This window comes from Erwinia sp. JH02 (genome assembly GCF_013074405.1).
In the GTDB taxonomy this organism is placed as follows: Bacteria; Pseudomonadota; Gammaproteobacteria; order Enterobacterales; family Enterobacteriaceae; genus Erwinia; species Erwinia rhapontici.
Map to the genome: position 1 here is coordinate 360,572 of NZ_JABANZ010000002.1, position 26,459 is coordinate 387,030.

General features: G+C 53.5%; 28 protein-coding genes. 15 read left to right on the forward strand and 13 right to left on the reverse strand.

What is annotated here, in order from left to right; all coding sequences use genetic code 11:
• Positions 1–24 precede the first annotated feature (24 nt).
• The gene (locus tag HHI26_RS06355) at positions 25–720 is read left to right on the forward strand and encodes a DUF2076 domain-containing protein (RefSeq protein ID WP_171148799.1); all 696 of its coding nucleotides are present in this window, start codon (positions 25–27) and stop codon (positions 718–720) included.
• Positions 721–762: 42 nt separating this feature from the next.
• Here HHI26_RS06355 and HHI26_RS06360 read toward each other — a convergent pair whose 3' ends face one another.
• The gene (locus HHI26_RS06360) at positions 763–1,212 is read right to left on the reverse strand and encodes a YaiI/YqxD family protein (RefSeq protein ID WP_133846261.1); all 450 of its coding nucleotides are present in this window, start codon (positions 1,210–1,212) and stop codon (positions 763–765) included.
• 173 nt (positions 1,213–1,385) lie between these two features.
• On the opposite strand from HHI26_RS06360, the gene proC reads away from it, so the two are divergent.
• A complete protein-coding gene (gene proC / locus HHI26_RS06365; protein WP_133846260.1) occupies positions 1,386–2,195 on the forward strand; it encodes a pyrroline-5-carboxylate reductase in 810 nt (269 codons plus the stop codon).
• A gap of 40 nt (positions 2,196–2,235) precedes the next feature.
• On the opposite strand, the gene lpxO is transcribed toward proC, so the two are convergent.
• The 4 genes from lpxO to HHI26_RS06385 form a co-directional block, all read right to left on the reverse strand.
• Positions 2,236–3,147 carry a lipid A hydroxylase LpxO gene (lpxO, locus tag HHI26_RS06370; RefSeq protein ID WP_133846259.1) on the reverse strand — a complete coding sequence of 304 codons (912 nt, stop codon included), beginning with the start codon at positions 3,145–3,147 and terminating at the stop codon, positions 2,236–2,238.
• Positions 3,148–3,334: 187 nt separating this feature from the next.
• Positions 3,335–3,640: a PsiF family protein gene (locus tag HHI26_RS06375; RefSeq protein WP_171148800.1), complete on the reverse strand. Its 306-nt coding sequence runs from the start codon at positions 3,638–3,640 to the stop codon at positions 3,335–3,337.
• Positions 3,641–3,798: 158 nt separating this feature from the next.
• Positions 3,799–4,062, reverse strand: a complete 264-nt coding sequence (iraP, locus tag HHI26_RS06380) for an anti-adapter protein IraP (RefSeq protein WP_133846257.1) — start codon at positions 4,060–4,062, stop codon at positions 3,799–3,801.
• Positions 4,063–4,265: 203 nt separating this feature from the next.
• Positions 4,266–4,427 carry a hypothetical protein gene (locus HHI26_RS06385; protein WP_166653759.1) on the reverse strand — a complete coding sequence of 54 codons (162 nt, stop codon included), beginning with the start codon at positions 4,425–4,427 and terminating at the stop codon, positions 4,266–4,268.
• A 284-nt stretch (positions 4,428–4,711) separates the two neighbouring features.
• Between HHI26_RS06385 and HHI26_RS06390 the strand changes: the two genes are divergently transcribed.
• Positions 4,712–7,795 carry a beta-galactosidase gene (locus HHI26_RS06390; protein WP_171148801.1) on the forward strand — a complete coding sequence of 1,028 codons (3,084 nt, stop codon included), beginning with the start codon at positions 4,712–4,714 and terminating at the stop codon, positions 7,793–7,795.
• Here HHI26_RS06390 and HHI26_RS06395 read toward each other — a convergent pair.
• Together HHI26_RS06395 and cspA are read right to left on the reverse strand one after the other, a co-directional pair.
• Entirely contained in the window at positions 7,792–9,012 is a 1,221-nt protein-coding gene (locus HHI26_RS06395; RefSeq protein WP_171148802.1) for a multidrug efflux MFS transporter, read from the reverse strand. The two genes, HHI26_RS06390 and HHI26_RS06395, sit on opposite strands and share 4 nt — an antisense overlap.
• A gap of 219 nt (positions 9,013–9,231) precedes the next feature.
• Positions 9,232–9,438 carry an RNA chaperone/antiterminator CspA gene (cspA, locus tag HHI26_RS06400; RefSeq protein ID WP_133846254.1) on the reverse strand — a complete coding sequence of 69 codons (207 nt, stop codon included), beginning with the start codon at positions 9,436–9,438 and terminating at the stop codon, positions 9,232–9,234.
• 439 nt (positions 9,439–9,877) lie between these two features.
• On the opposite strand from cspA, the gene HHI26_RS06405 reads away from it, so the two are divergent.
• From HHI26_RS06405 to HHI26_RS06415, 3 genes are all read left to right on the forward strand, one after another.
• Positions 9,878–10,558, forward strand: coding sequence for a MarC family NAAT transporter (locus HHI26_RS06405; RefSeq protein WP_133846253.1), 681 nt, complete (start codon positions 9,878–9,880; stop codon positions 10,556–10,558).
• A gap of 196 nt (positions 10,559–10,754) precedes the next feature.
• A complete protein-coding gene (locus HHI26_RS06410) occupies positions 10,755–11,000 on the forward strand; it encodes a biofilm development regulator YmgB/AriR family protein (RefSeq protein WP_171148803.1) in 246 nt (81 codons plus the stop codon).
• Between the two features lie 255 nt (positions 11,001–11,255).
• Positions 11,256–11,789: a redoxin family protein gene (locus HHI26_RS06415; RefSeq protein WP_238337086.1), complete on the forward strand. Its 534-nt coding sequence runs from the start codon at positions 11,256–11,258 to the stop codon at positions 11,787–11,789.
• 60 nt (positions 11,790–11,849) lie between these two features.
• On the opposite strand, the gene HHI26_RS06420 is transcribed toward HHI26_RS06415, so the two are convergent.
• Together HHI26_RS06420 and HHI26_RS06425 are read right to left on the reverse strand one after the other, a co-directional pair.
• Complete coding sequence (locus tag HHI26_RS06420) at positions 11,850–12,146, reverse strand: I78 family peptidase inhibitor (protein ID WP_133846251.1); 297 nt, start codon at positions 12,144–12,146, stop codon at positions 11,850–11,852.
• Between the two features lie 281 nt (positions 12,147–12,427).
• Entirely contained in the window at positions 12,428–15,052 is a 2,625-nt protein-coding gene (locus HHI26_RS06425; RefSeq protein ID WP_241008231.1) for an EAL domain-containing protein, read from the reverse strand.
• A 235-nt stretch (positions 15,053–15,287) separates the two neighbouring features.
• On the opposite strand from HHI26_RS06425, the gene HHI26_RS06430 reads away from it, so the two are divergent.
• From HHI26_RS06430 to HHI26_RS06460, 7 genes are all read left to right on the forward strand, one after another.
• Positions 15,288–15,947: a CPBP family intramembrane glutamic endopeptidase gene (locus HHI26_RS06430; protein WP_133846250.1), complete on the forward strand. Its 660-nt coding sequence runs from the start codon at positions 15,288–15,290 to the stop codon at positions 15,945–15,947.
• 134 nt (positions 15,948–16,081) lie between these two features.
• Positions 16,082–17,650, forward strand: a complete 1,569-nt coding sequence (locus HHI26_RS06435; RefSeq protein WP_167864051.1) for an ABC transporter substrate-binding protein — start codon at positions 16,082–16,084, stop codon at positions 17,648–17,650.
• Positions 17,650–18,705 (forward strand): ABC transporter permease, encoded by a 1,056-nt coding sequence (locus HHI26_RS06440; RefSeq protein WP_133846248.1) that lies wholly within the window; start codon positions 17,650–17,652, stop codon positions 18,703–18,705. The genes HHI26_RS06435 and HHI26_RS06440 overlap by 1 nt, the downstream gene beginning before the upstream one ends.
• Complete coding sequence (locus tag HHI26_RS06445) at positions 18,702–19,562, forward strand: ABC transporter permease (RefSeq protein WP_133846247.1); 861 nt, start codon at positions 18,702–18,704, stop codon at positions 19,560–19,562. The genes HHI26_RS06440 and HHI26_RS06445 overlap by 4 nt, the downstream gene beginning before the upstream one ends.
• Positions 19,552–20,400, forward strand: a complete 849-nt coding sequence (locus HHI26_RS06450) for an ABC transporter ATP-binding protein (RefSeq protein WP_133846246.1) — start codon at positions 19,552–19,554, stop codon at positions 20,398–20,400. Before HHI26_RS06445 ends, HHI26_RS06450 begins: the two co-directional genes overlap by 11 nt.
• Positions 20,393–21,058, forward strand: coding sequence for an ABC transporter ATP-binding protein (locus HHI26_RS06455; RefSeq protein WP_133846245.1), 666 nt, complete (start codon positions 20,393–20,395; stop codon positions 21,056–21,058). Before HHI26_RS06450 ends, HHI26_RS06455 begins: the two co-directional genes overlap by 8 nt.
• Before the next feature lie 103 nt (positions 21,059–21,161).
• Entirely contained in the window at positions 21,162–22,739 is a 1,578-nt protein-coding gene (locus tag HHI26_RS06460) for an ABC transporter substrate-binding protein (protein WP_171148804.1), read from the forward strand.
• Positions 22,740–22,796: 57 nt separating this feature from the next.
• Here the strand turns inward: HHI26_RS06460 and HHI26_RS06465 are convergent, their stop codons facing one another.
• A complete protein-coding gene (locus HHI26_RS06465) occupies positions 22,797–22,991 on the reverse strand; it encodes a hypothetical protein (RefSeq protein WP_133846243.1) in 195 nt (64 codons plus the stop codon).
• Between the two features lie 348 nt (positions 22,992–23,339).
• Here HHI26_RS06465 and HHI26_RS06470 point away from each other — a divergent pair, with 348 nt between their 5' ends.
• Complete coding sequence (locus HHI26_RS06470) at positions 23,340–23,543, forward strand: KTSC domain-containing protein (protein WP_133846242.1); 204 nt, start codon at positions 23,340–23,342, stop codon at positions 23,541–23,543.
• A gap of 319 nt (positions 23,544–23,862) precedes the next feature.
• Here the strand turns inward: HHI26_RS06470 and HHI26_RS06475 are convergent, their stop codons facing one another.
• Entirely contained in the window at positions 23,863–24,078 is a 216-nt protein-coding gene (locus tag HHI26_RS06475) for a hypothetical protein (RefSeq protein ID WP_167864049.1), read from the reverse strand.
• A 33-nt stretch (positions 24,079–24,111) separates the two neighbouring features.
• Between HHI26_RS06475 and HHI26_RS06480 the strand changes: the two genes are divergently transcribed.
• On the forward strand, positions 24,112–25,125 hold the full coding sequence (locus tag HHI26_RS06480; RefSeq protein ID WP_167864048.1) for an acyltransferase family protein: 1,014 nt from the start codon (positions 24,112–24,114) through the stop codon (positions 25,123–25,125).
• A 74-nt stretch (positions 25,126–25,199) separates the two neighbouring features.
• Here the strand turns inward: HHI26_RS06480 and HHI26_RS06485 are convergent, their stop codons facing one another.
• Both HHI26_RS06485 and HHI26_RS06490 read right to left on the reverse strand, forming a co-directional pair.
• Positions 25,200–25,430: a hypothetical protein gene (locus tag HHI26_RS06485; RefSeq protein WP_133846239.1), complete on the reverse strand. Its 231-nt coding sequence runs from the start codon at positions 25,428–25,430 to the stop codon at positions 25,200–25,202.
• Between the two features lie 76 nt (positions 25,431–25,506).
• Positions 25,507–26,088, reverse strand: a complete 582-nt coding sequence (locus HHI26_RS06490; protein ID WP_133846329.1) for a methyltransferase — start codon at positions 26,086–26,088, stop codon at positions 25,507–25,509.
• Between the last annotated feature and the right edge of the window lie 371 nt (positions 26,089–26,459).

Genomic DNA, 26,459 nt, shown 5'->3' on the forward strand with positions numbered 1-26,459 from the left:
GTCGCCCGTTTCCGGAGAATCCTTATGCAGAACGAAGAACAGCAGTTAATTGACAGCCTGTTTACCCGATTGAAACAGGCGGAGTCACAGTCCGGCCCCCGTGACAGTGCGGCAGAGAAACTGATCCAACAGCAGGTGCAGCAGCAACCCGGAGCGCCCTACTACATGGCGCAAGCCCTTCTGATTCAGGAGGCGGCGATGAAACAGCTAAACGCACGCGTTACTCAGCTGGAAAGCGAGCTGACGCAGGCCCGGCAACAACCGCAACAACCGCAGCAGAGCAGCGGAGGTTTTCTCTCCGGTCTGTTTGGCGGGGGGAACCGTGCGCAACCCCTACAGCAGCCCCCCGCGCCCACACAGCCCTGGAATAATACGCCAGCCCAGCCACAGCAACCCGCTTATGCCGCAGCGCCTGCTGCGGGTCGGGGTTTCCTCGGCGGTGCATTACAGACCGCGGTTGGCGTCGCCGGGGGGGTCGTCATGGCCGAGATGCTGACCAGTATGTTCCATCACCAACAGCCGGAAGAGATCGTCAATATTATTAACGAACCGGCGCTACCAGACCCTGATCTCAGCAATAACCTCGACACGTTTAATAACGGCAGCGACAATTCGTCGTTCCTGGGGCAGGACAACGGTCTGCAACAGGATTATGCCAATGACGATTTCAGTAATGACAGTTTTGATGACAACGATTTTGATGATGACAGTTTTGTCTGACGACTGATTATGCCTCTCCTGCAATGCGGGAGAGGCTATCGATCATTTACGCTGTTGTTGTAACCATTTGTCCAGTTCATTGGCAAACTGCTGGCGGTCACGCTGGTTAAGCGTGGGCGGTCCCCCCGTCTGCACGCCACTGGCGCGCATCGTATCCATAAAGTCACGCATCGTCAGACGCTCACGAATAGTCGCTTCGCTGTAGCGTTCACCGCGTGGATTCAGCGCTATCGCGCCTTTCTCCATGACTTCCGCTGCCAGCGGGATATCCGCCGTGATCACCAGATCGCCTGCTTCCGCACGCTGCACAATTTCATTATCTGCCACGTCAAACCCTGCCGGAACGCGCAGAGTCCGCAGAAAACGCGACGGCGGCACGCTCAGTGACTGATTAGCGACCAGCGTTACCATCATCTGCTCGCGCTCTGCTGCACGGTACAGCACTTCTTTAATCACTTTCGGGCACGCATCGGCATCCACCCAGATTGGCATCGCCTTCTCCTTTTACTGAGAGTCGAGAATAATCACGATCTTCAACATTGTTTCCCACAATGGCAACCAAAAATTCAGGCATCCTTTGAGGTTTAAGCCAGACTGAAGCTGAGTTAAGGTGGAGGAATGGCATCAGCCAGATTCTGACAGACTGAATAACCAGGGAGATCGTCATGGATAAGAAAGTAGGCTTTATTGGCTGCGGTAATATGTCTAAAGCCATCATTGCGGGCCTGGTCGCTGCGGGTCAGGTCAAACCTGAAAATATTCTGGTTTTCGACCGTAAACCCGCCACCAACCAGGCGATGCAACAGCAGTACGGCATCACCCCGGCAGAGAGTGCCGAAGAGGTCGCCCGCCAGTGCGATATCCTGTTTGGCGCGGTGAAACCCAATGTGATCCTGTCTGTATTGAAGGATATCGCTGGCAGCCTGCACAAAGAGACGGTGATCGTCTCCATCGCTGCAGGTGTCACTTTGGACTCGCTGGCCACGGTGCTGGGGCATGATCGCAAAATTATACGTGTGATGCCAAATACCCCGGCGCTGGTCAACGAAGGCATGACCTCGGTAACACCCAACGTGCTGGTCACCGCCGAAGAAGCCGATGAAGTGGTGCAAATATTCAACGGCTTCGGTAAAGCCGCGCTGGTGCCGGAATATCTGATTCATGCAGTGGTCGGCGTCAGTGGCTCAGCGCCAGCCTACGTGTTTATGTTTATTGAAGCGATGGCGGATGCCGCCGTGCTGGGGGGAATGCCGCGTGCGCAGGCCTATCAATTTGCCGCGCAGGCGGTAAAAGGTGCGGCGCAGATGGTGCTTGAAACCGGTAAACACCCTGGCGAGCTGAAGGATATGGTGTGCTCTCCGGGCGGTACGACCATCGAAGCCGTAAAAGTGCTGGAACAGAAAGGTTTCCGTTCTGCAGTGATTGAAGCGATGCAACAATGTATGGCGAAATCTGAGCAGATGAGCAAACAGTAATTGACCTGGTGCCGTACCTGCGGCGGCACCGTTCCCTTTCTTAACTCATCACGCCAGGCAAAATAATCAGCAGAAAAATCACCACAATCAGCATGCGCTTCACCGCGTAATACAGTGTGCGATTGCGTTTTTTCAGGTTCTGCCCTGCATCCCGGGCACGGTTAACGTATTTAAAGATACGGTTGATGCCGCCAACACGATCCCCATCATCATTCGGTGAACTGGCCGCCGACATAATTTTTGCCCCAACCCAACGATTCACTGCCTGCGCCCAGGGCCATTTCATCGGGCGTTCCACGTCACAGAACAGAATAATGCGTGTCTCCTCACTCGCATTTTGCGCCCAGTGCACGTAGGTTTCATCGAAGAACACCGCTTCGCCATCACGCCAGCTGTGCCGTATTCCATCCACCTCAATAAAACAGCGGTTATCATTTGGCGTTATCAGCCCAAGGTGATAGCGCACCGATCCAGCGTAAGGATCGCGGTGTTTACCCAAATGGCTCCCCGCGGGAAGTTCGGCAAACATGGCCGCTTTAACACCGGGGATCTCACTCAGTAATGCACTCGTTAGCGGGCAAAGTTGTTGCGCCGAAGGATGCGCATCGCCGTACCATTTAAGATAGAAGCGTTTCCAGCCGCGCTTAAAGAAGGTATTGAATCCGGCGTCATTAGGCGACTGCGCGGCTTTAATATGATCCTGTAAACGCACCGCCTCCTCCCGAATAACCTGCCAGTTATCGGTCAGCTTTTTTAATTCGGGAAAAACGTCATGATCAAAATAAGGCTGCTTACGCGGCAGCAGGCACAGCCCGGTCATAAACATATTGATGGGTGCCATAAAGGTTGAGTGGTCGAATAACTGTCGTGAGAACTTCAGCTTTATCCGGCCACGCGAGTGGGCATAGATCACGCTAATAATAAAAATACCGATAATGATGAAAGCCACCATACAACACATCCTGTAGTTGTTAGTGAATAACGCACAACAAAGGCCCGGCAGACCGCTGAGGCGTTGGAGAGGAAATAGAGTTTAGGAAAAGAAAATGGCACTGACATTAACAATCAGTGCCACTGATAACCTGAGGCGATAAAAAAGGCTCAGGCGGCCCATCCACGGGACGGTAGCCCACGATGTATTAGCTTTTTTTCAGGCAATTGCTCATAAAGGTTTTGCGCTCGTCGCCTTTCAGGTTTTTTTCACCTGCCCCGGCATTACAGGTTTTCATCTTCATTTGCTGCGGCGTCATGCCATCCATCTTGCTGTCTTTCTTCAGACAGTTGCTCATAAAGGTTTTGCGCTCATCCCCTTTCAGGGCCTTATCTCCTGCCTGCTGATTACAGACGGTCATTTTTTGCTGCTGTGCGGTTTTCTCTGCGGCGCCAGCATAACTGGCAGCCGTCAGTGAGAACAGGGCAGCCGCTATCAGTAACTGAACTTTCATTCGCATACCATCCCATTATTGTTATAAGCACAATGATCAGTGTGGCACGGCTTTTGTTTTCAGCGAGTGGGTAAACAGGAATATTTTCAAAAAGTGATATGAAAGCGCCCATCACCACATACATGTGAGTTCGATGTGCGTTTAATTGAATCGTGGAACTACTGTCGGGGATGGTGTAACAGGCGATGAATATAACTTTCCAACAAAGAAGCGTCTTTCTTATAATCTGGAGCCATTGCGGTTGATGCCGTCTGCATCGCTTCAGAAATATGGGTATTAATTTGCTGAAGCTGTTCGCCATCCAGTTTACGCAGCAGTGCCGTCACGACGATTTCCAGCGCTTCGACCTGAGCCACCAGTTCTTTCGACTCTTCTTCTTTTTCCGCCAGCCTTACCAGTAATTCAGCAATGAGGTTTTTCATGCGACTGTCTCAGCGAGTTAAAGCAAGACGTTATCATCCACATCAAAAAAAGAAAACTGATATTCGCTTTATATTTTCGTGAGTTATGCCCCAAAACAGAGCAATTAAAGCGATGTTTTTTTCGAAACGTTTCGCTGGTGCTCTTCCTGTTTAAACGCTGGCACTCACTTTCGGGGACCTGTCGGCCCCCGAACTGTCAGGTTTTAGCGCCCCTGTTCCATAAAGCCACCGCGAGGCCCACCGCCACCGTGTCCTCCACCGCCGCCATGTCCTCCTCCCCAGCCACCGCCTGGAGGTGGGAACAGGCATCCGCTTAATGCTGCAACCAGCGCAATGATACTTACCGCTTTAATGACACGAATCATGTGAATCCCTCGTACAACTGTGAATGACAACTGGCGCTGATAGTAAGCGTCGCGTATGCCCCTCACAATGCAGAATTCTCTGGTTCCGGGGCCTTTTTACCCGGCGTAACGACGCTTAACGTTTTCCTGCTATTTCCCCGCTACAACCCTGCGAACGGCGGGCTATTTACAGATTTTCTTTACCCATAAATGTTGCGACCAGCATCGCATTCCCTACTCTTTTTGCTTTACTTCATTCCGTTTCAGCATCAATGTGAGCGCATAACATTTATAAGGAATCTGGCATGACCGACTCTGCACAACTCACTCTGCAACAGCGACTTTCTCAGCGTCACTGGGAAAACCCGGCGGTCACGCAGCTCAACCGTCTGCCCGCTCATCCGCCTTTTTCCAGCTGGCGCCAAAGCGATGCTGCACGGGACGATCGTGCCAGTGAGAGTATTCAGTCACTGAATGGAGAGTGGCGCTTTAGCTATTTCACTCGCCCGGAAGCGGTGCCTGATGAGTGGGTGGCTGCCGATCTGCCCCTGGCTGATTGCTTAGCCGTTCCGGCGAACTGGCAGCTGGCGGGATATGACGCCCCGATCTATACCAACGTGCAGTACCCCATCCCGGTTGATCCTCCCCGCGTTCCTGCCGATAACCCTACGGGATGTTACTCGCTCACATTCGAGTGTCAGCCTGAGTGGCTGGCGACGGGACAGACGCGAATCATTTTTGACGGCGTGAACTCTGCCTTTTATCTGTGGTGCAACGGCGAGTTTATCGGTTACTCGCAGGATAGCCGTCTGCCGGCAGAGTTTGACCTCAGTACCAGCCTGCATGAGGGTGAAAACCGCATTGCGGTGTTGGTGCTGCGCTGGTGTGACGGCAGCTATCTGGAAGATCAGGATATGTGGCGCATGAGCGGGATTTTCCGTGATGTCAGCCTGCTGCATAAACCGACCGTACAGCTATGTGATGTCCAAATTGAGACCGTTCTCAGCCCGGAATATCGTTCTGCACAGTTAAACATCCTGGCACTCACCTCACTGATGGACGCCAGCAATTATCAGCTCCAGGTAGCGCTGTGGCGTGAAGGTCAGGAAATCGCGCATCATCATCAGCCATTTGGCACGCCAGTCATCGACGAGCGCGGACGTTATCTCGACCGCACCCTACTGACATTGCATGTTGACCAGCCCCTGCTGTGGAGTGCCGAAACGCCCCATCTTTATCGCGTTGTCGTTTCCCTTCTGGACGCCAGCGGTACGCTGATTGAAGCAGAGGCGTATGACGTCGGCTTCCGCAAGGTCGAAGTGAGTGGCGGCCTGCTGAAACTCAACGGCAAAGCGCTACTGATCCGCGGGACTAACCGCCATGAACATCACCCGGACTTCGGCCAGGTGGTCGATGAAGCCACCATGATCAATGATATCCTGCTGATGAAGCAGCATAACTTTAATGCGGTGCGCTGCTCACATTATCCAAACCATCCATTGTGGTATCGCCTGTGCGACCGTTTTGGTCTGTATGTGGTGGATGAAGCGAATATTGAAACCCACGGAATGCAACCGATGAATCGACTGTCGGATGATCCAACATGGTTTAACGCCTTCAGCGAACGCGTCATCCGCATGGTGCAGCGCGATCGTAACCACGCCTGCATTATCATCTGGTCACTGGGCAACGAATCTGGCCATGGCAGCACCCATGATGCGCTCTATCGCTGGATCAAGAGCCAGGATCCGAGCCGTCCGGTGCAGTACGAAGGCGGAGGGGCCGATACCGCCGCGACCGATATTATCTGTCCGATGTATGCCCGCGTCGATCAGGATCAACCCTTCGATGCTGTGCCAAAATGGTCAATTAAAAAATGGATCGGGCTGCCGGAAGAAAACCGACCGCTGATCCTGTGTGAATATGCGCACGCCATGGGCAACAGTTTTGGCGGTTTTGATCGCTACTGGCAGGCTTTCCGCCAGTTCCCCCGTCTGCAGGGCGGTTTTGTCTGGGACTGGGTAGACCAGAGTCTGACGCGCCTGGACGAAAACGGTGAGCGCTTCCAGGCTTATGGCGGTGACTTTGGCGACACACCCAACGATCGTCAGTTCTGTATGAATGGGCTGGTGTTTGCGGACCGCACGCCTCATCCGGCACTGTTTGAAGCCCAGCGCGCCCAGCAGTTCTTCCAGTTTGAACTGACCTGCACTGCGCCATTAACCGTACGTATCGCCAGCGAATACCTGTTCCGCCACAGCGACAATGAACATTTGCACTGGCGTATTGAGCATCAGGGAAAAGCAGTAGCAGAGGGACAACATACGCTGGATGTCGCCCCGGAAGGCAGCATTGAATTAACGCTGGGCGCTCTGCCCTCGCTGACCGGCGAGCTGTGGCTGCGGGTTGAGGTGATTCAACCTCTCGCCACCGACTGGTCACCTGCCGGTCAGCGTGTAGCATGGGATGGCTGGCGCCTGCCTGCGGCCCTGGCTCTACCTGAACCGCAGACCGCGGGGGAAATGCCACAACTGAGCCAGGAGCCGCAGTGGATTGAAGTTCGTCGTGGCGAACAATGCTGGCAATTCTGCCGCCAAAGCGGTGAGCTGGTACAGTGGCTGAACGGCAGTGAACCCCAGTTACTCTCTCCACTGCGCGATCTCTTTGCCCGCGCCCCCATTGATAATGATATCGGCATCAGCGAAGTGACACGTATCGATCCGCACGCATGGGTAGAACGCTGGAAACGAGCAGGCCATTATCAGCTGGAAAGTCAGTTGCTGCGTTTGCAAGCCGATGCGCTGAGTGATGGGGTGCAGATCAGAACAGAGCACGCCTGGTTGTCTGCCGGAGAGTTACGTTTCCTCAGCCGTAAATGCTATCGGATTGATCCGCAGGGCGTAATGCATATTGAAGTTGAAGTGGACATTGCCGCCGGACAGCCGGAACCCGCACGCATTGGTCTGCGCTGTCAGCTGGCAGAAGTGGCCGGCAATGCAAGCTGGCTGGGCCTTGGCCCACATGAAAACTATCCTGACCGTCAACTGGCAGCCGAGTTCTCCCGCTGGCAGTTGCCGCTTGACCAATTGAGCACGCCGTATGTCTTCCCCGGTGAAAATGGCCTGCGCGGCGGCACTCAGCAGCTGGCCTACGGTCACTGGCGGCTCAACGGTGAGTTCCATTTCTCACTCAGCCGCCACAGCCTGGAACAGCTACGCGAGACTTCACACCGTCATCTGCTCCGTGACGAACCAGGGTGCTGGCTGATTGTTGATGGCTATCATATGGGCGTTGGTGGCGATGACTCCTGGAGCCCGAGCGTCAGCCCGGACTTCCTGTTGTCTGAACGCCAGTATCGTTACCAGATGAGTATGTCGCTCGCCCGCTAGACCTTCCCATCCCGGCGCAGCACTGCGGTGCGCCGGGACTGACGATAAACCCAAATCAGTTGCACGCTGTTCACCAGGACCACCACCGCCGTCGCGGCAAATACCCAGCGAAAACCGCCGACAGCGGAGATAGCCGACCCCATCAGTGGCCCGATGACGTTACCGAGGTACATGAAAGACTGGTTATAGCCAAAAATACGCCCGGTCACCTGGTCACTGGAATAGCGCAGCAGCAGCGTCTGCACCGCGGGCATCATCGCACCATCGGCGAAGCCGAGCAGGAAACGGAATATCCCTAACTCCACGGCACTGTCTGCCCACGACATCCCCACAAACAGCACCACGGAAAAAATCAGCGCTGCAAACAAAATACGTTCGGCACCTATTCGGTCACCGAGCTTGCCCAGCGTTGGCGCTGAGAGCAGCGCGGACACACCGGGGATAGCAGCAACCATTCCGCTGACAAAAGCAATATTCTGTACGTTCGGCTCCAGTTCACGCACAAACAGCGTCAAAATGGGGCTAATCGAACCATTACATAACTGGATCACCAGCGTGGTAACGAACAGGCTGATCACTAATCCCGGGCGACTGAGGGTATGAAATACCATGCTGCCAGTAAGCTTGTCCTCTTTCTTCACCCGTGGCGGGCCGCCCTCTTTAATCAGAAACAAGGTGATGAGGAAACTGATCAGCAGCAGCCCGGAGGTGATCAGGAAGACCGCCTGTAGCCCAACCCAATCCGCCAGCAGTCCCCCCATCAACGGCCCCATAATAACACCGCAGATTTGCGCGGTACTGACCATACTCAGTGCCCAGCCACTGCGTTCACGCGGTACCTGCGCGGCGACCAGCGCCATTGCATTGGGGATATAACCGGAAGTCAGCCCCATCAGCGCCCGCAGGGCCAGAAGCTGCCACACGTTGGTGACAAAAGCCTGCAACAGGATCACCACCCCCATTCCCAGAGAAGCACGCAGCAGCATCAGCTTGCGGCCTTTACGGTCGGCAAGGCTGCCCCACATGGGCGAGACAATGGCGGAAACGAGGAAGGTGATGCTGAAGATCAGACCTGACCATAATGTCAGTGCGCTGGGATCCGTAACGCCCAGTTGCTCAACGTACAGCGGGAGAAACGGGATAATCTGGCTGATGGCCAGCCCGGTAAATAAACAACCGAACCAGACGGAGATGAGGTTAACTTTCCAGGATTCCATCGTGCTGTGCGTATAACCTGTCGCGGAGAGCTGAGATTCGAGTGTAACAACACTCCCCTGAGTCGTCAGGTTATTCTCGGTATGTGTCTGATAAAAAGTGTGAGTAAAAAAAATCGGGCGGTATTTAAACGCAAAAAACCCGCCATAAGGCGGGTTTTTTGATTTCGTTTCGTATGATTCAGGTTTAACGCTGTGTCATACTAACGAACATTCACTATCTTACAGAGCAGTTACGTTAGCAGCTGCTGGGCCTTTCTGGCCATTTTCGATAGTGAAAGATACTTTCTGACCTTCTTCCAGCGTCTTGAAGCCGCCGTTCTGGATTGCAGAGAAATGTACGAATACATCTTTGCTGCCGTCAGTTGGGGAAATGAAGCCGAAACCTTTCTCAGCGTTGAACCATTTTACTAAACCAGTCATTGACATGGGTCTTTCCTTCAAAATTGTAGTAAGCCACAGTGGGCACAGGGTTTGTCAACAGGGGTTACTATGAGGCACTCAGAAGGAAGTCAGGAAGAAGCTTAGGCTAACGCTTGAACTGAAGACTGCTTTACTAAAATTGCTCGCATACGTGGGTCTGTATCAAAACCGACAGGAGCATTTACTCATAACCCAGGCCTGAGTACAAGTGCTGCTATAATAAAAACGAGATAAAAAACACAACAAATTGATTTTAAACAAAAAATAATTTTAACTTTTTGTTTACCTCAACAGGGCTCATACCTCTCATACTGATTTCCATCCGGCCTTATTACCACGCAGAGTCAATTCTGCCTGTTGTAATTCAGTTACGCTTCGCATCACGGTGGGTATAATGCATCATGGCCTACTCCCCCCTATTTAATTGCATGCAAGGATCCCAGCAATGTTAGAACTGATGAAAGCCATTAGCCTTGGCCTGGTGGTACTGCTGCCTTTGGCAAACCCACTCACGACGGTGGCGCTGTTCCTGGGACTAGCAGGCGACATGAATTATCAGGAACGCAACCGTCAGGCCGCGCAGGCCTCACTTTATGTATTTCTCATTATGGCCATCGCCTATTACGCCGGAAATGTGGTGATGGATACCTTTGGTATTTCCATCCCAGGGTTGCGTATTGCGGGTGGCCTGATTGTGGCATTTCTGGGTTTCCGCATGTTATTCCCGCAGCAACACATCGAGCACTCGGTGGAAGCTGAGCATAAAAAGGATGAGTTGAGCGAACATAAAGCGGTGAATATTGCGTTTGTCCCGCTGGCGATGCCCAGCACTGCGGGTCCTGGTACCATTGCCATGATTATCAGTAGCGCCTCAACAATTCATAATGGCACCACATTTTCCCCCTGGGTGGTTACTGCGGCGCCACCGCTGGTCTTTGCTGCCGTCAGCCTTATCCTCTGGGGATGTCTGCGCAGTTCTGGTGCGATCATGCGTCTTGTCGGTAAAGGCGGTATTGAAGCTATTTCTCGTCTGATGGGCTTTTTGCTGGTGTGCATGGGGGTGCAGTTTATGATTAATGGCATCCTGGAAGTCATCAGCACTTACCACAGCTTGCCGATTTCGTGATAACAGCAGTAAAAAAAAACTGTTTGTGACTGGCGTTCCAGCGCGCGCCATCTAGAGTAATTAATAATCTTATCTGTTTATTTTCCAGGCAACTGGCGGACTGTTGTTCTGACAGTCCGGTTCAATGTCGATGACGTCATTATCTCACCCTTCAGTGGCCATGTGGCCACAGACGGCGCGTTTGTGGAGGTTAGCCATGAGTCAGCCACTACCCGGCGCCGGACGCGCCATCACCGATTATTTTAATAGTCCGTCATTTCATGCACCGAAAGAGAGCGAATTGCTGGAAGCGATCATGCAGGAGTTGATGCAGTCAGGCAGGACGCCAAGTAATAAAGCCATTATTGCGAATGTCATTGACCGTCTGGAACGGGAAGTCGACGAATCCGTACTGGAAGGATATCGCAACCTGCTGGCACAGATTTTGGAAGGCACGGAATAGCATTATTCATGAATGGCATCGCAGGCAAAAAAAATCCCGCACAGGGCGGGAGAAGACGAACATTGCATATTTTCAGAGTGACGAGGAGATCACTTTTCAGCTGCCTTACCCTACCCCACTGAAATTGCAGCAAGATGACAGTCCACCGTCTCGACCCGTGATTCATTATTCCCTATACGAATGTTTACACGCCAGGCGATTGCCATTCGTCATGGCCTCGTTAAGATAAGCGCCGTACGCAGGCGGAGACGGGCAATGCGCAACTGGCACAACACACTGATAAACCAATTTAAGAAGGTCAGCTTTTATCTGCTGCTTCCCCTCTTATCCCTGATTCTATTTATTCGTCTGATAGATGGTATTCGTGCCCCGGATCTTCCCGCTGATATCGCCGGACAAATGCTGCATACCATTGACGGTCAAAACCTGACGCTTGCGGAGCTCAGTGAGAAAACCCCGTTACTGGTCTGGTTCTGGGACCGCTGGTGCGGAACCTGTCATGACACCCTCCCACTACTGATGAGTCTGAATGACAAACGGACACGTGTACTGACTATTGCCAATCGCTCAGGTGGCGACATCAACATTGTGCGTTACCTGAACGGACAACATCTGACGTTACCGGTCGTCAATGATCGAAACGGCGAGCTCGCCGCGAGCTGGGGAGTGACGACAACGCCAACACTGTTGATCGTGGCAAATGGGGACGTGGTGGGGACGACCAGCGGCTGGACCAGCTCAGTCGGCATTAGTTTACGACTCTGGTGGGTTAGAAAATGGCACTACTGACGCAGGGCGACCGTATCATCAGGCCGCCCGCACTGAACGGGATAGCGATTTCAACCACAGTTACCCGCAGTAAACCTTGCTGATCGCGCCCTGCTTATCACCCATGAAATTGATCCGATTAAGATTAAAGTCCATTGTCACTGCAGAGTTATAAGGGATGGCACGCACCGCGTGTTCAAAACGGAGAGATTCAATGGCTGACAGCGGTTTACCCACATACTGCTGATACTGCGATGCACCACACTGGTCCATCTCCGGATCGACCGGCGTTGCTGACACCGTTTTTTCACTGGCCGACTGACAACCCGACAACGCCATTAGTGCGGCAATCACGGTTATTTTCCCATAATGTTTCACGGTTATTTCTCCTTTCAAAGCATAGATAAAACGACAATGCCTTTGAAAGGTTAACAGATTATACCGTTATTGCGCAGCCAGATTTACCCAGGAGACAGTGTGCTTTACCCGTATCAGGCGCACACCCTGTTTATAAAGAAATTCATCATTAGCTATAATTTTAGGACTAATCCTTACAGAGGAGCGTCCTGTGGAACTCGTTATCTTTGTCGCCTTTGCAGTCTTCATGACTCTGGTTGCAGTCAGAGTCCGTTAACCCTCTGCCCGCGCTTCTGCCTCACTCAGGAGCGCGTCAAATCATCCCTCCCGCTGCCGTCACTCTCTGCTACAGGCTTATCCAGCAGCAAATTGAATGCCTCCAGCGGAACGGGCCGCCCGAGCAGATACCCTTGTCCTGCATAACAGGCGCTGCGTTTTAACTCTTCCAGTTGCTCCTGGGTTTCAATACCTTCGGCGGTGACCTCCAGAGAGAAAGCCCTACCCAGCCCGATAATTCCCTCCACGATAGCGTGCGCCTGCGCATCCTGTGGATACCCTTCCATGTAGGATCGATCCATTTTCATGCTGTCAAAAGGAAAACTCTTGAGATAGCTCAGTGAGGCAAAACCCGCGCCAAAATCATCCACGGCGATTTTCACCCCCATCGCTTTCAGCTCACCCATTATTGCCAGGGCGCTTTCCGGGTGATCCATCGTAATATTTTCGGTAATTTCCAGCTCCAGTCGGGAAGCCTCAAGCCCACTGTTTTCCAGCGCGGCGGCAACCCTCAACGCCAGGTTACCCGTGCGAAACTCAATCGGTGAAATATTCACCGAGACGGAGAGCGCCTGAGGCCAGGATGTGGCATCGTGGCAAGCGCGATGCAGCACCCAGTTGCTGATTTCGACAATCAAGCCGGTTTGCTCTGCCAGCGGAATAAAACTGTCCGGCATCACCAGAGCGGGCGGCTGCTGTGCCCAGCGAATCAAGGCTTCGGCACCTTCCAACTGGCCACTTTCCAGATGGTAACGCGGCTGATAGTGCAGCCGTAACTCACCGGCAGCTATGCCCCGACGCAGCTTACGCTCCAGATCGCTGCGACGTGCCAGCAGTTGCGACATCTCTCCGGTGTAAAACACCCAGCGGTCGCGGCCCTGGCGTTTCGACTTATACAGGGCGATATCAGCCAGACGCAGCAGTTCATCCGCCTCCATGGCATCCTGTGGCGCCCGCGCAATACCGAGGCTGGCACCGATATACAGCTCCTGATCCCCAATAAAGAAGGCGCGGTGCAAATCGTCCAGCAGCCGCTGACAGCATGCTTCAATATCTGCCGTTGTCCTGAGATCGGTCGCAATCAGAATAAATTCATCGCCACCGAGGCGTGCCACCAGATCGCCGGCAGTGAGGCAAGCGCGTAAGCGACGCGCGACGTCAATCAGCACGCTGTCACCTGCCGCATGTCCCCAGGTGTCGTTGATCGGTTTAAAACGGTCGAGATCGAGGCTGATCATCACCAAAGGATGCGAAAATGTGGGCTGTGAACGCAATTTTTCCTGAAGAAACTCCTGCATAAACAAGCGATTTGGCAGCCCGGTCAGTACATCATGTTGTGAAAGATAGTGAACCCGTGCCTGCGCCTCCACTTCATGCGAGATGTCCGACACCGTGCCGCGATACCCCAACAGCTTGCCACGCAGCATGATCGGCTTCGCGACAAGGCTACAAGTGCGCAGCCCGTGATGTACAGATTGCAGATAACAGCGTAGCTGGCTGCGTGGCCCTCCGCTGCGCTGCTGCGCCACCCACTCACTGATCGCCAGCGCGTCGTGACATAAAATTTCGTCAAGCAAGCGGCCTGTAGACATATTCAGACCAAAACCCGTCACAATGGAAAAGCGCCGGGAAAGATAGGTAATACGGCACGAGGCATCCGTTTCCCAAATCCAGTCGGACGTCGCTTCAGCCACATCACGAAAGCGCGCCTCACTGGCTGCCAGCTCACGCTGACTGTGCATCAATTGCAGGAAACGCGTATCCGATAACATCGCCGTATTCATGGCATGATTGATGACACGCCGCGTGACCACGCCAATAACCAGCGCCGCCAGTGCCAGCAGCGGCAGCAGGAATAACAACAAATTCCGCCCAGGCTGGCTCGGGTCCCAGCGCAGCACCAGCGGCTCTCCCTGACTGACATTTTCTTCAATAAAAGGTGAGGTGTAGCGATCGTGTGCATCGTCCGGCACGCGCGCATTTTCCACGCCGACCGCATTACCGAATGCACGCAGTTTGTCGGGGGTAAAACGATAAACGAAGACCATCACTGAAGGTGTGGCTGACAATGTCTCTTCATGGGGCATTTTCCCTCGGGTGATCGGTGCCGCTGCTACCAGCGCCGGGGTTTCACCCATCATGATATTTTCACTGATGACTTTTTGCCCACGCATCTGCTGGCGCGCCCGTTCGACCAGCAGCAACGCCCGATCGCCCAACCACGCTTCCAGAGTGAGAGAAGACAGCTTGCCATCGATCATGGCATAGCGCGTGCGGTTGTCGACATCAACGACAAACACGCCGTTGTAGTGATGCTCACTGAACAAACCGGGGCCCAGATTTTGCTGATGCCACGCCCAGTCAGGGTCAATGGTCAGGTACATATGCAGCCAGGCTTCCTGCCAGAAAGCATAGTCACGCAGTTCCGTCACCTGCGTACGCTGCTGCTCCTGCCAGGCATTGTGCAAGAGCTGGCTTTCCCGAGCGACAGATTCCTGATTCTGATTCCAGGCCACGCCCACGACCATCAGCATGGAAAGAAACAGGGCACTGATGAGCAGCAGCGCCAGTGCCATCAACGTTCTGCGGGCGGCTAGCGTGGCTTTTTGCCCATCGGCTAATTCATACGCCAGCACAGGAGGATGATTCATAATGAAAACCCCTTTATGAAACCACTCGAACCCTTCCTTGTTCGTTTGACGCGCTTATGGCGCTGTACGTTGAACGTCAGTGCCTGTCCCCAGAAAAAAGCTATTCATTAATATCGGCAACAATAGGAAACTATTTAGATATTTTGATGTAAACCGCCATAACTGGCGTATCTCGACAGCCTCTGTCGTGCTTGCTAACATCGCACTCCTTCAGACGCTAAAGAGCCTTACGACCATGACACCATCGACCGACCGGGTCAGCCACACTCTGCTTTGTGCAGGCGTATTTATGGTCTGGTATGCCATTACGGTGATGGTCAGCAGTTTTCCTCATTTCGAGATGCTGAAAAGTCGCGGCCTGCTGATGCCGATCCTCTGCCTGCTGGAGTTCGCCGCCCTCGTGCCGCTTTATCGCTGGTATCAGCAGCATCATAAGGATATTCCTCTGGGCAAGCTGAAACTGCGCCAGATGCTGTTATTTACGGGTCTGTTGCTGGCGGTGATTGCCAGCCAGTCACTCTATCTGCGCCAGGAGGGCTGGATCGGCGAGCAGCTCAGCCATAGCGATCTGACCCTGGTATGGTTTGCCTTTGCGGTGGTGATACTGGCTCCGGTATTTGAAGAGATCCTGTTTCGCGGTTTTATCCTGCAGGCATTCCTGCTGTGGGCGCCGCGCCAGCGCATCGCCTGTGCTCTGCTGGCCTCGATTATTTTCTCCGCAATGCACACCCAGTACGCCCATCTGCAAACCGTGATTGCCCTGATGGTGCTTTCGCTACTGCTGTGCGCCGCACGCATGGTATCCGGTGGTCTGAAACTGCCGATTTTTCTGCATATGCTTAACAATCTGCTGAGTATCGCTCCGTTGCTGTGGCAAATGTTCAGCCAGCCATGATGCCTGGTACACATTAGTTCTATAACCGTTTCCTTCAACTTATAACTTTCAGGCATAACGATAGCGAATAATCTACTATTGTTCTTATCCCCTGTTCCCTTACACTCGCGAAAAACGTCACTTCAGGAAACGTCATGAAAATTGCAGTCCCTTCTGTTATCGCCCTGGCACTGGCAGCATCGTTTGCTGCGTCGGCTGCGACCCCTGCTGACACACTGGTGATCGCCCAGTCTATTGATGATGCAAAAAGCTTCGATCCGGCCGACGGCTTTGAACTGACCTCCGTACAGGCTTTCACCAACCTTTATCAGCGCCTGGTGCAGTCTGACCCGCAAAACCCGATTGACCTGAAACCAACGCTGGCCAGCAGTTGGACACCGGGCAGCGATAACCGCAGCATGACCTTTACTTTGCGCGAAGGGGCAAAATTTGCCTCCGGCAACCCGCTGCGCCCTGAAGATGTGATCTTCTCACTGTCACGCGTTGTTAAACTGAACCTTGATCCGTCCTTTATTCTGACTCAGCTTGGCTGGACCAAAGAGAACGTTGACGCCCAGTTCAAGAAAATCGACGATACCCATGTGCAGATCAGCTGGAGCGCAGACGTCAGCCCGACCTACGTTCTGAGCCTGCTGGCAGCGCCAGTGTCGTCTATCGTTGACGAAAAAACCGTGATGGCCCACGAACAAAAAGGCGATTTTGGCAACAAATGGCTGGCACTGAATTCTGCAGGCAGCGGCCCGTATCAGATCCGTAAATATATTCCGCATGAAGTGGTGTTATTCAGCGCGAACCCGACCTCTCCGGCCGGCGCACCGAAGCTGAAGAATGTGTTAATCAAAAACGTACCGGAACCCGCGGCGCGGCGACTGCTGCTGGAACAGGGTGATGCCGATATCGCGCGTAACCTGGGCGCCGATCAAATGGCCTCTCTGAAAGATAAGCCGGGTGTAAAAACCCTCGCGGTGCCGATGGCTTCCCTGTATTACATTCAGTTCAATATTGATGCCAACCCGGTGCTGAAAAACCCGGCATTGTGGGAAGCATCGCGTTACCTGTTCGACTATAAAGGCATTGCCAACGACCTGCTGAAAGGCCAGTTCCAGGTACATCAGTCGTTCCTGCCGGAAGGTTTCCTCGGTGCGCTGAACGAAAACCCGTACAGCTACGACCCGGAAAAAGCCAAAGCAATTCTGAAGAAAGCAGGCCTGAACAACGTCAGCTTTAAGCTGGCCGTCAGCAACCAGCCACCGTACCTGGACATTGCCCAGGCCTTGCAGGCCAGCTTCGCTAAAGGTGGCGTGAAAGTTGAAGTCCAGCCTGGCATCAGCTCTGAAGTGGCTACCCGCGTGAAATCACACCAGTACGAATCCACGCTGAACGCCTGGGGTGCCGACTATTTCGATCCGAACACCAATGCCGCCGCCTTCGCCTATAACCCGGAAGACGGTAGCAAAACGCTGGCATGGCGCTCTAACTGGCACATTCCGGAACTCAGCAAGCAGACGCTGGCGGCCACGGCAGAAACCGACAAAGCGAAGCGCGTTGAACTGTATGAAAAAATGCAGCGTGAAGTGCAGAAAAATTCACCGTATGTCATCGGTATGCAGGCCCGTAATCTGGTGGCATTGCGCGATAATCTGAAAGGCTACGTGCAGGGGATTAATCCGGATATGGTTTACTACAGCCAGGTCACCAAGTAATGGCAGCAGCCGAAAACAATGCCGGGCCTTCTGCCCGGCTTTTCTGGCGTCGCAGCGGTGGGGCACTCGGTGCCCTGCTTTCGCTGGTGGTGACATTGCTCGGACTGCTGGTTTTCACCTTTGCGTTGTCCCATCTTTCCCCGGTTGATCCGGTGCTGCAAATTGCCGGCGATCACGCCAGCGAATCGACCTATGCCCAGGTGCGTGCCAGTCTTGGGCTGGACCAGCCAGTACCAGTGCAATTCTGGCACTATCTGGAACATTTAGTCCGTGGCGATCTCGGTATTTCCAGCATCACCAATCAGCCGGTGGCCAGCGATCTGCTGCGTACCTTCCCTGCCACTATTGAACTGGCCACCTGCGCGATGATCTTTGGCGCTGTGTTTGGCATCCTGCTGGCCCTGCTGGCCGCATGGAAACCCGGCAGCGTGCTGGATAACGTGGCGCGTATGATCTCCCTGCTCGGTTATTCGGTGCCAGTATTCTGGCTCGGCCTGCTGGGTCTGTTGCTGTTTTACGCCGTGCTGCACTGGTCTGCCGGGCCTGGTCGTCTGGATGATATCTGGATTTATACCCTTGAACCGAAAACCGGGCTGGTGCTGATTGACAGCTGGCTCTCCGGGGATATGGAGATGTTCCGCAACGCCATTGCCCACCTGTGGCTGCCCGTGGTGGTGCTTGGCCTGCTATCGATGGCGACCATTACTCGTCTGCTGCGCGCAGCATTGCTGGAAGAAAGCAGTAAAGAGTACGTCACTCTGGCCCGCGCTAAAGGTGCCAGCCGTGGACGCATTCTGCTGCTGCATATTTTTCCTAACGTACGTGGCACGCTGATCACTGTACTGGCGCTCTCTTACGCTACCCTGCTGGAAGGCTCAGTGCTGACGGAAACCGTCTTCGCCTGGCCTGGCGTCGGGCGCTACATGACCACGGCGCTGTTCGCCTCCGATACCCCGGCGATCCTCGGCTCCACCCTGCTGATTGGTAGCTGCTTTATTGCCATCAATGCACTGGCCGATGCGTTAACCTATTTGACCGACCCGAGAACACGATGACGCAATCTCTCTCTGATGCTGAAAGCGTCAAACCGCGCACGCGGCGACCACGTCGTCATATCACATTGACCCTCGGGCTGAGCCTGGTGGGTCTGCTGATTTTTGCTGCGCTGTTTGCCCCGCTGCTGGCCCCGTTTGATCCTAACGCCCAGGAAATGGGCATACGTCTGATGCCGCCGTCCGCCAGCCACTGGCTGGGCACGGACGGTTTTGGCCGCGATCTGCTTTCCCGGGTGATTTATGGTGCCCGCCCTACGCTGCTGCTGGTCTCGCTGATCCTGGTGCTGACCATCCCCGTTGGCATGCTTATTGGTATCAGCGCCGGTTATCTTGGCGGCTGGAGTGAGCGTGTACTGATGCGCATCACTGATATTTTCCTGTCACTGCCCAATCTGGTCATTGCACTGGCACTGGTCGCCATGATGGGGCCTGGGCTGATGAACGGCGCGCTGGCGCTGGCGCTCACCAGCTGGCCGCCGTTTGCGCGCCAGGCGCGTGCTGAAACGCTGGCGCTGCGCCGCAGCGACTACCTTGCCGCTGCGCGCATGCAGGGAATTAATGGTCTGCGTCTGATGTTTGGTCATATTTTACCGCTCTGCCTGCCCACCGCCGTGGTGCGTGCAGCTCTCAGCCTCGGCGGGATTATTCTCTCGGCGGCGGGCCTGGGTTTCCTTGGCATGGGCATTCAGCCCCCGACCGCCGAGTGGGGTTCTATGGTCGCCGAAGGCAGTAAAGTGATTTTTGACCAGTGGTGGGTCGCCGCCGTTCCCGGTGGTGCGATTCTGTTTGCCAGCCTGGCATTTAACCTGACAGGCGATGGCCTGCGTGACCGACTGGATACCCGAAATGGCAACTGATTCTTCTGCACCCATCGTGGCAGACGGTTTGACGATCCGCAGCGCTGACGGTACGGCGCTGGTGAAAAATATCAGCTTTACGCTTGGCCGCGAGCGCGTGGCGCTGGTCGGGGAATCCGGTTCCGGCAAATCCCTGACCGCGCGTGCATTAATGGGGCTGCTGGCACCGTCTCTTCAGGTACAGGCGAATACCCTGAGCATCGCCGGAGAAAACGCCCTGACGCTGAACGAACGGCGCTGGAGCCAGCTGCGCGGAAGCCAGCTTGGCATGGTGATGCAGGACCCGAAATATGCCCTGAATCCACTGCGCACCATCGGCTGGCAGGTGGCAGAACCGCTTAAGCTACACGGCCATTTCAGCCGGGCGGAAATCAAAGAGAAAGTCTGCGACATGCTGGATGCTGTTGGCCTGCCACAGCCCGCAGAACAGATGAAGCGCTACCCACACCAGCTCTCGGGGGGGATGGGCCAGCGTGTGATGCTGGCAATGGCGCTGATTGCAGAACCGCGTTTTCTGATTGCTGATGAACCTACTTCCGCACTCGATCACGCCATGCGCGATCAGGTACTCAGCCTGATCCGCAACCTGGTGGAACAGCGTGACATGGGACTGCTGCTGATCAGCCACGATCTACAACAGGTTTCCGAACATTGTGAGCGTGTGATGGTGATGTATCAGGGTGAAGTGCTCGACCAGCTGGCAGCGGCCGAATTACCGCATGCTACGCATCCTTATACCCGTACGCTGTGGTCCTGCCGTCCAAATAAATCGACCCGGGGTAAACCCCTGCCGGTGCTGGATCGCGCGGCGCTGACACAAGGGCAACAGCATGATTGAGTTATCCCAACTGAGCGTGGCTCACAAACAGGGCTACGACCTGCGTACCGTCGTGCATGATGTCACGCTGTCGGTCAATCCGGGTGAATGCTTTGGCCTCGTGGGTCCCTCCGGCTGTGGCAAATCATCACTGCTTTGGGTCATGGCCGGTCTGAACCCACACTGGCAGGGTGAGATGCAGCTTGCAGGCCATCAGGCGCTGCCGGGTAAGCCGTTTACCGGACAACTTCGGCGCGACGTGCAGATGGTGTTTCAGGACCCTTACGCCTCCCTGCATCCGCGTCATCGCCTGCGCCGCACCCTGGCAGAGCCGCTGAAACTGATTAAAGCGGATAATATTAATGACCGTATCGATCAGGGTTTCCGTCACGTTGGGCTGGATCCGGCGCTGGCCGATCGCTACCCGCATCAGCTTTCGGGCGGCCAGCGTCAGCGCGTTGCGATTGTGCGTGCCCTGCTGCTTGAGCCGAAAATTCTGCTGCTGGATGAGCCCACCTCAGCGTTGGATATGTCGGTACAGGCGGAGATCCTCAACCTGCTGAATCAGCTCAAGCAGCAGGACAATCTGACGATGGTACTGGTCAGTCACGATCCTGACGTGATCGACCACATGTGTGACCGCGCCGTACAGATGGATCAGGGCCGCATCGTCGGTTAAAGCAGGTTGTGTTTTTAACAGCTAACCATAGTCAGATCCGGCATTTCTGATCCACAGTTATACGCCTATAGTCCTGATATCGCTCCCGATTCAGGACTCCATCATGCACAAGATTCTTCCTTTATTAATCGCCAGTACCCTGGCATTGACCCATGGCGCCCAGGCTGCCACTCCGGCCGATACGCTGGTGGTGGCCATCTCGCTCGACGGGATTATCAGCTTTGATCCGGCGGAAAGTTTTGAAACCGTCAGTAACAGCAGTCTGCGCAACGTCTACCAAACGCTGGTCTCCCCGGAGATCCGCCATGAACGTAATCTGGTCCCGGAACTCGCCAGCAAATGGGAAGCAGGTAGCACCGAACACAGTCTGCTGTTCACGCTCAACGCCGGGAAAAAATTTGCCAGCGGCAATCCGGTCACCAGCGACGATGTGATTTACTCGCTAACGCGTGCGGTGAAACTGAACAAAACGCCGGTCTTTATTCTGGGTGAGTTTGGCTGGACACCGGAAAATATTGATGCGCAGTTTACCAGGAAGAGCGATACGCAGTTTGAGCTCCGGTGGCAGTCAGCTATCGGCCGCGACCTGGCACTGAGACTGCTGACCTCTGCCGTCGCTTCAACAGTCGACAGCAAACTGGTGAAACAGCACGTCAGCCAGCAGGATTACGGTAATAACTGGCTGAGGACACATTCGGCAGGCAGTGGCCCTTATGCCATCAGCAAGTACGTGCCGCAGCAGGCGCTGGTGCTGGAACAGAATCCTAACGCACAGCCAGCCCCGCATCTGAAACGCGTGCTGCTGAAAAGCGTTGCCGATGCCGGTTCACGCAGACTGTTGCTGGAAAAGGGCGATGCAGATGTGGCATACGATCTGGGCGCAGACCAGTTCGCCACGCTGAAAAAACAAACCAACGTGCGTGTTGCCAGCTATCCCTCCGCACTGATTTACTACCTCGGTTTCAACACTCAGGATAAACAACAACCTGCGTTGGGTAACCCGGCGCTGTGGCAGGCCGCACGCTGGCTGGTCGATTACAACAGCCTGTCCACGCAGCTGTTAAAGGGCCAGTATCAAACACATCAGACCTTCCTCCCTGCTGGCTTTGACGGCGCGCTGGACAACCAACCTTTCTACTACGATGTGGCAAAAGCGAAAGCGATTCTGGCGAAAGGAGGGATCAAGCCCGGCACCCGCTTCTCTCTGACCATTATCAATCAGCCACCGTACAGTGACGTGGCGCAGGCGTTGCAGGCCAGCTTTGCCAAAGCGGATATCCAGATTGATATCCAGCCCGTGGCAGAGTCTGAGCTCTGGGGAAAAATGCGTGGACGTAACTTCCAGTCCATCTTTATCTACTGGGGCGCGGATTACGTCGATGCCAACAGCAACGCCAGCACCTTCGCCTACAACGTTGAGGGCGGGCCGAAAACACTGGCCTGGCGCGTCGGCTGGACTATTCCTGAGCTGAGTGCCAAAACACGTGCGGCCGCCGCAGAGAGCGATGTGAAAAAACGCACGGCGCTTTATCAGGAACTGCAAACCGACATCCAGCAAAACTCGCCGTATGTGGTGTCATTACAGGGGCAGAAACAGGTGGGGCTGGGCAACAATGTCCAGGGCGACTATCAGGGCGTGGGCAACAGCCTGCTCTATTTCGATCTGGTCAGTAAAAAGTAGTGCATTTCAGCTACGGGCCTTGCCCGTAGCTGAACGTCTGGTTATCTGAAACGAGTCTCAGGAAATCGCGGAGTCAGACGCGTGCTTATGTTTTTCAGCTTCAAAATGCGTCTTAAACTGCTCATAGATCGAGATCATATTGGCCGCATCGCCCTGCAACGGGCTCAATTTCCCGGCGCGAACCAGTTCAATCACCAATTGTAAGGCAGCCTGCTTCGGGCTGTTGGACGGGTGTGCAATTTCATTCGACATATCAAATTCCGCTAAACCAGTGAAAAAAAGCACTTTAGCAAGTTTGATCGTCCTCCGTCATCCTTTTTGCCTCTCCATACAAACCACCAAATCTATGCAAAAAAAATATTCTTGTACAAGTTTGGCGAGGCATGTACAGTAGCCCTGTAACGAATCATGCATTTGCATGGCCTCAGGAAGTGTTGCTGGGTTTCCCACTTCCCGAGGCTCATTTTTATCCGCTTCTCTCTGTCGCTCCCCGCCTCGCTTGTCTTAATGTGCCTAAACCTCAATGAATTTGATTCAGGACAAGATGAACTCGTGTTTATAGGTTAAATTTTAATCACGCGATTTGGTTCAGGAGGGGATATGAAACGACAAATTGTTGCCTCATCTGCAATTCACTCTGTCGGCTACGATGCTGACAAACGGATACTGGAAGTTGAATTACTCGGTCATGGGACGTCGACTTATCGCAATGTCCCTCTGACGACCTGGCATTTTTTTATGGCGGCTCCCTCTAAAGGCGCCTTCTTCTACAAACACATCAAGCATCAGTTTTTACAGCATTAATCGCTGTGTCTTCGCGCGGGAACGCAATTGTTTCCGCCTTTACTTCAGATCCAGATAAAATGAGAGTATTCTCATAGAGAAGCGCCCCCATTAACACCGATATTGCCTCCGGTTTATAACAGGTTACGGTCGTAGTGCGAAAAGGTCATGGTGACCTGCGCTTATTGGCTACGACCTAACACAGGCTAATGGAGGGCACGCTATGTCGCAATTTAGCGACAAAATAAAATTCACTGAACGCTACCCGCTATTTCTCTTGTTTGCGGGTTTGATCCTTTTGACGCCTTTTTCCATGGCAGAGAAAACCGTTATTTCTTTATCACAGGAGCAGGATGGCGGTGATGCGGGCCGGGCTTGTATCTATGTTCATAAGGGTAAAGCAGAGTTCCGCATCGTCAAACCGGGTGAATCCTGCGCCCCGGAAATTATCATCAATAATCAACGCAGTTAAAACTGCGGGCGTTTTTGCAGGTAAAACATCAGACTTGCCCCAAAATATGTTACCTTTAAGGCAGTGAATACCTGCAGATGCCATGCAGTGTAGCCCTCTGGCAAAGGAAACCGTTGTTTGAAAACCCTCAATATTAAACTGTTGACGATCATCGCTACTTATCTGGTCGTTCTGTTGCACACGGCGGCGGTACCGTTCAGCACATTTCATAGCGCCTGGTCAGTCGCGGTGATGTACGATGCGCTGGGACGAATTTCATTTCCCTTGTTTTTGCTGATCGCCGGTTATATCTCACTGAATAAAAATGAATCATTGTTAAGCACGCTGAAAACTCGCGTGTTGAATTTGTTGTTACCCCTGATTGCCTGGACAGGTATTTATTTTATTTACGACCGCTTAATCAACGACAGCACGACCCTTTTCAGCTTACTGGATCTGCTGAGCACCCCAGCCTACGAGCATTTGTGGTTTATCTATACCCTGATTCTGCTGTTCCTGGTGACGCCGCTGCTGAATACGTTTATTCAAAACGGAAGTCAGAAGAGAATTAACTACATTATTGCCGTCTGGTTTGCGCTGGCCTCCGTGTATATGTTATTTGATAACTTCAAAGAGACCGTACTGGAAAACCGGATAGCACCCACGCCCAGCAATATCGACATGGTGGTTTATCTCTCCGGATTTTATATTATTGGCGGGGTGGTTCGTCGTTATAAGCTGTCGCCCAAAGTCACCATTGCGGCGATTATATTTATCCTCAGCGCAGTATTAACGGCAGTGATGGGGTATTCGCTGTCGAAAAGCATTGGTCAACCTAATGAGATTTTCCTGTTTTATTCAGCACCCACGATTGTCACACTCGCATTAGCCTGCTTCTTTATGCTGCTGCATGCTCCTTTGCAGTTTTCACGGCGCGTGAATCTGATCATCCGCAATCTGGCCAGGCTTAGCGTAGGGGTTTACTTTGTGCACATGCTGGTACTGGAAACGCTAATGCGGTTGTATCCCATCAGCTTTGATAACTATTCTTCGGTACTGACGATCCCAGCCATAGCGCTGGTCAGCTATCTGCTGTCAGTACTGCTAATCTCGTTGATAGACCGCGTTCCGGGGCTGAAACGTCTTATCTGATGCAATGACCGTTCAGGTATTGCCTGAACGGCCGTTGTCGTCCGGTAGCAAATGTACCGTTTACAAGGCAAGTATCAGAACCTTGCCTCCGCAAATTTATGCGGTTGATTGATGGCCCTGCGGGCAATCCAGTAGAGTAAAATACGTTCGTCATCCTGATCCTGATCGGCCATCGCCAGCAGCTTTAAGCCCAGCGTGGATTTGTTAACCGGCTGACCCGTAATACTCAAGTCAACCACGGCTTTACCGATGATAGTACACACTTCTTCTTCACTCGAAATTGGTACTGCTTCTTCAGTGCTCATCTTGTCCTCCTCTTGGGTTAAAGATTAAGCATAGCAAAGCTGCACCAATAACAAGCCAGAGTCAGATCAATCTCATTTAACGTCCACGACTGGCCCAGGGTAACTGCGCCAGCGAATGGCCACGATAGACCCATGCCGGGGGCAGATTCGCCAGTACTCGCGTGCGATTCCAGGCGAAATACCCGGAGAGCAACGGCTCGCAAAGCGAGGTGTACTGGAACTGGATAAAGACACCATTGGCACTCAGCTGTGAGGCAGCCTGCTGCAAAATACGATGACGAACCTCATGCGGCAGCGATAACAGCGGCAGGCCGGAAAAAATCGCATCAAACTCTCCGCACAACGTCTCCGCTGATTCGCCACTCACCTGCAAACGCGCATCCTCAAGTGCCGCCAGCCGAGGATGAAAACGTGGGTTCGTTTCAAACGTCAGCAGGCTGGCATCCGGGCGCATTCGGGTCAGCAGGTGACGGGTTAACACACCGTCCCCTGCCCCCAATTCTGCAATTCGCAGGCAATGCTGCCAGTCGACGGCATCTGACATGGTTTTACACAATGCCTTAGACGAAGGGGCAATCGTGCCCGTTTTACGGGGGTCTGCAATAAACTCCTGGAGATACCCGGTTTTATTTTTGATATAGGACAGTGCAGATAGCAACATAAACCCTCGCTTCAATACGGCAATCTTCAGTAGGCCATAACTGGCTTAACAAGTTCTTAAAAGCTGGGCTATTTGGCAAAAACCAGGATTAATCGCACACTGCGCGGGCATCCAGGGAAGGAATAATGATGCTAAGAGGATATTCTGAAAATAAGTGCGGTTTTCCAGCCACAGGCGGCCACGTTTCACAGCCAGTATTAATCGTACTCAGCGCGAGAAAGTTCTCATCGCATTTTCGCCGCTGCGCTAATCCCCACTATGACAGTATTGTGACAAGAAGACAGAACAGTTATGACTGGATCTTTTTTCCTGCCACTGCGACTGGAGTCCCGCTGAAACCGCTGTGAGATGCCCATATCACAACACAA